The organism is Neorhizobium sp. SHOUNA12A, assembly GCF_023006505.1.
Lineage (GTDB): Bacteria > Pseudomonadota > Alphaproteobacteria > Rhizobiales > Rhizobiaceae > Neorhizobium.
This window is the reverse complement of record NZ_JALBGV010000165.1, coordinates 1-4,103: the sequence shown is the minus strand read 5'-3', so window position 1 is coordinate 4,103 and position 4,103 is coordinate 1. Positions and strand designations below refer to the sequence as shown.

The following is a 4,103-nucleotide window of genomic DNA, read 5'->3' as shown; positions in this document are numbered from 1 at the left end:
CGCTCGGCACCGGCGCCTCGTCCGAACTGCGCCAGCCGCTCGGCGTCGCGGTGGTCGGCGGCCTGATCGTCTCGCAGGCGCTGACGCTGTTCATCACCCCCGTCATCTTCGTGGAGATGGACCGGTTCGGCCGCTTCCTCGGGAGGCTTTGGTCAAAGAAGGACAAGGACCTGCACGAGGCAAACGACGACGCGCCGACGCAGATCGCCGCGGAGTGACGCCCCTGACCGCCGCCCCAAAAGGGCCGGCGGGCGGGCGCCAGTGCAGGTAACCTTAACCGATAACCTGAACGGACGACTCCGTTTGCATTAGCCACTGCTAAAGCTTCTTATAGGTGGCGCAGCGCAGTGTTGCGTACGCGCTGGGCGGTCGGGCTTGGGGGTCGCCCGGCCGCTTTCAGCTTCAGGCCGAGAGCCTAGAATCCTTCCGCCAGTTTCGGGAAATCCCTGATCAGCCCATCCCGCACCACGAAGCTGATCGGCTCGTTCGGATACCGCTTGGTATCGACCAGCAGCCTTGCGAAGATGACACGCCGTTCGTCCTTCATTGCCCAGCCGACGAACCAGCCGAGCGGGCGGTCGTAATCCACCTTGCCGGCCTTGTCGCGCAGCCAGCCGGAACCGGTCTTGCCCTGGATGTCCCAGCCGTCGCCGGCCTCGAAATGCGGCACGATCGCCAGCGTCATGTCGACGGCGTGTTCGGAGATCGGCAGGCCGCCATTCAGGAACCGGCGCAGGAACCGCACCTGCTCGTCCGCCGAAATCTTCAACGACGACATCAGCCAGGATTCGGTCAATCCGTCGGTATTGCCTGGGCCGCCGGAGACATCGCGATTGCCGTAACCGAAGCGCTGGATGTAGTCCGCAAACTTGGGCTTGCCGAGCTTGCGGGCGACTTCCTGCGAGTACCAGACGATCGAGTCCTTTTCCCATATCACCGGATCGACATCCTTCTTCACCCGCTCCGGGCCACCGAACTTCGCCTGGTATTTCCAGCGCGGGTTCTGGGCGTCGGTGAGGATGCCGGCATCATAGCCCATCATGGCCAAAGGCAGTTTGAAGGTCGACTGGGGATAAAAGCCCTGATCGCAGGTGCCCTGGCGGTAAAGCGCGTCGCCGCTGTCCTCGTCGATGATGACGGTGCAGCGGATCGGATCGGCCGCGCCAGCGGAGGTGCAATCGAGAAAAGTCACGATAATTCCGAGAGAAAATGCCAGAAGAAAAGAATTTCTGAAAGCCATCGAGGTGCTCCAATTGGGGTGACGCGGCTTTTCTAGGTCGGCTTGCAAGCCCCAATCAAACGATGATATCTGCGGTCAGGCATGAATCAAATTAGGGCATGGCCATGGTTCGACCATATTTGCCGCTGAACGCGCTGCGCGCCTTCGAGGCGGCCGCCCGGCATCTCTCCTTCACCCGCGCATCGATCGAGCTCTGCGTCACCCAGGCCGCCGTCAGCCATCAGGTGAAGCTGCTCGAAGAGCGGCTCGGCGTGACGCTGTTCCGTCGCCTGCCGCGTGGGCTGATGATCACCGAGGAAGGCCTGGCGCTGCTGCCGGCGCTGCAGGACAGTTTCGACCGCATGGCCGCCATGCTGGAGCGCTTCGAAGACGGGCATGTGCGCGAGGTGCTGAAGCTCGGGGCGGTCGGCACGCTGGCGGTCGGCTGGTTGCTGCCGCGGCTTTCCGACTTCCGGGAAAAATACCCGTTCATCGATTTGAGGCTTTCCACCAACAACAACCGCGTCGACATCGCCGCCGAGGGTCTCGACTACACGATCAAGTTCGGCAACGGGGCCTGGCACGATATCGAGGCGGAACCGCTGTTCGAGGCGCCGCTGTCCGTCCTCTGCATTCCGTCGATCGCAAGGCAGATCAAGACCCCGGAAGACGTGGCGCACCAGGTGCTGCTGCGCTCCTACCGCGCCGACGAATGGCCGGGCTGGTTCGAGGCCGCACATGTCGCCCCGCCGCAGATCCGCGGTCTCGTCTTCGACAGTTCCGTGCTGATGGTCGAGGCGGCGATGCAAGGGGCCGGCGTGGCGCTCGCCCCTCCCCTGATGTTCTCCCGCCAGTTGGCCGCCGGCATGATCGAACAGCCCTTCCCGATCACCATTTCCAAGGGCAGCTACTGGCTGACCCGGCTCAAATCCCGCAGCGTGACGCCTGCCATGGAAATGTTCCGCAACTGGCTTGCGCAACAGGCGGCGGAGACGCGGCGGCAGTTGGAAATCTAGGGCTTTCGGGGGTTGCCATCCCGGCGACCTTGTGCGATCACCCGCCCTCTCAAAAATTCCGGGGTGCCAGAAGCGCCCTTTTTCGCGTTCGAAGCCTTGTCGGCTTCGGTTCAATGATTTTCGACGGATAAAAGGAGCACGGCGATGGCACGGGCGCTCGGGCTTGATTTCGGCACGACCAATACGGTTCTGGCACTGGCGGATGGCGGCAGCACCACGCATTCGATGCGCTTCACCAGCAGCGCCGGCGAGAGCGATTCGATGCGCACCGCACTTTCCTTCATGAAGGATCCGGTGATGGGGGCGCAGGCGCTGAAGGTCGAGGCAGGCCAGGCGGCGATCCGCCAGTTCATCGACAATCCCGGCGACTGTCGTTTCCTGCAGTCGATCAAGACGTTTGCGGCAAGCGCGCTCTTCCAGGGCACGCTCGTCTTTGCCCGCCGGCACGTCTTCGAGGACCTGATGGAAATTTTCCTGAAGCGCCTGAAGATCTACGCGGACGACAACTGGCCGAGCGACGTGTCGCGGGTGATCGCCGGACGGCCGGTGCATTTCGCCGGCGCCAATCCGGATCCGAAGCTTGCGACCGAACGCTACAACGAAGCGCTGACCCGGCTCGGCTTTCCGGAAATCCACTATGTCTACGAGCCGGTCGCGGCCGCTTATTATTTCGCCCAGACGCTGAAGAGCGACGCCACCGTTCTCGTCGCCGACTTCGGCGGCGGCACCACCGACTATTCGCTGATCCGCTTCGAAACCAAGGCTGGCAAGCTGACCGCCACCCCGATCGGGCATTCGGGCGTCGGGGTTGCGGGCGACCATTTCGACTACCGGATGATCGACAACCTGGTGTCCCCGGAAATCGGCAAGGGCAGCAAGTTCAAGAGTTTCGACAAGGTACTGGACGTGCCGGCCGGTTATTACGTCAATTTCGGCCGCTGGAACCAGCTGTCGATCTTCAAGACCACGCGCGAATTCACCGACCTCAAATCGCTGGTGCGCTCGGCGCTGGAGCCGGAAAAGCTCGAACTGTTTGTCGATCTCGTCGACCACGACGAGGGTTATCCGCTCTACCAGGCGATTTCGGCGACCAAGATGGCGCTGTCGGGTGCGGAAGAAGCGGAATTCAACTTTGCCCCGCTTGGGCGTGCCGGCCGGAAAATGGTGAAGCGCACCGATTTCGAAGGCTGGATCGCCGAGGACCTCGGCCGCATCGAAGGCGCGCTCGACGAGGTGCTGGAAAAGACCGGCACTGCGCCTGGAGAGATCGACAAGGTGTTCCTGACCGGCGGCACCTCTTTCGTGCCGGCCGTGCGCAGCATCTTCACGCGACGATTCGATGCGAGCAAGATCGAGACCGGCGGCGAACTGCTGTCGATCGCCCACGGCTTGGCGCTGATCGGCGAGAGCGACGATATCGGACAATGGGCGGCTTGAGGGCGGCATACTCCCACTGACCTCCCCCCTTGAGGGGGAGATGTCACCGAAGGTGACAGAGGGGGGTAGCGACGGTGCGGCAAAACATTCGGCCAATGAATCTGCCGAGAGGTTACCCCCTCTGCCCTGCCGGGCATCTCCCCCTCAAGGGGGGAGATCGGCAAGACGCTCCGTCTCCGTCCACAGGACGTCGCCCATTCGAGCCAAAACCGGTTCCCTCTCCCACGCCACATGCTGTAGTGTGAATCCGATGAACCTCGCCAAAGACATGGACGCTCCCGAGCTCGCCGCCCTTCTGCATTTCTATGCGGATGCGGGTGTCGAGTGGCTTGTCGAGGATGAGCCGGTCGACCGGTTCGCGCAATTTGCGGCCCAGAAGGCAGCGCAGGCCGAAGCGCGAGCGCCGGCGTCTGCCCGGCAGCAGCCGGTCG

The 4,103-nt window shown here is 63.0% G+C and carries 4 protein-coding genes and 1 pseudogene; 4 read left to right on the top strand and 1 reads right to left on the bottom strand.

The genetic code is table 11. The features are described 5' to 3' along the window. A partial coding sequence (locus tag MOV63_RS32065; RefSeq protein ID WP_247039785.1) for an efflux RND transporter permease subunit occupies positions 1–218 on the top strand: 218 nt, incomplete at its 5' end. A gap of 197 nt (positions 219–415) precedes the next feature. Here MOV63_RS32065 and blaOXA read toward each other — a convergent pair. Then, positions 416–1,240 carry a class D beta-lactamase gene (blaOXA, locus tag MOV63_RS32060; RefSeq protein WP_258719366.1) on the bottom strand — a complete coding sequence of 275 codons (825 nt, stop codon included), beginning with the start codon at positions 1,238–1,240 and terminating at the stop codon, positions 416–418. Positions 1,241–1,344: 104 nt separating this feature from the next. Here blaOXA and MOV63_RS32055 point away from each other — a divergent pair, with 104 nt between their 5' ends. From MOV63_RS32055 to MOV63_RS32045, 3 genes and pseudogenes are all read left to right on the top strand, one after another. Then, positions 1,345–2,235 (top strand): LysR family transcriptional regulator, encoded by an 891-nt coding sequence (locus tag MOV63_RS32055; RefSeq protein ID WP_247039783.1) that lies wholly within the window; start codon positions 1,345–1,347, stop codon positions 2,233–2,235. 144 nt (positions 2,236–2,379) lie between these two features. Beyond that, complete coding sequence (locus MOV63_RS32050) at positions 2,380–3,672, top strand: Hsp70 family protein (RefSeq protein WP_247039782.1); 1,293 nt, start codon at positions 2,380–2,382, stop codon at positions 3,670–3,672. A 250-nt stretch (positions 3,673–3,922) separates the two neighbouring features. Further along, a pseudogene (locus MOV63_RS32045) lies at positions 3,923–4,103 on the top strand (uracil-DNA glycosylase); the annotation flags it as partial.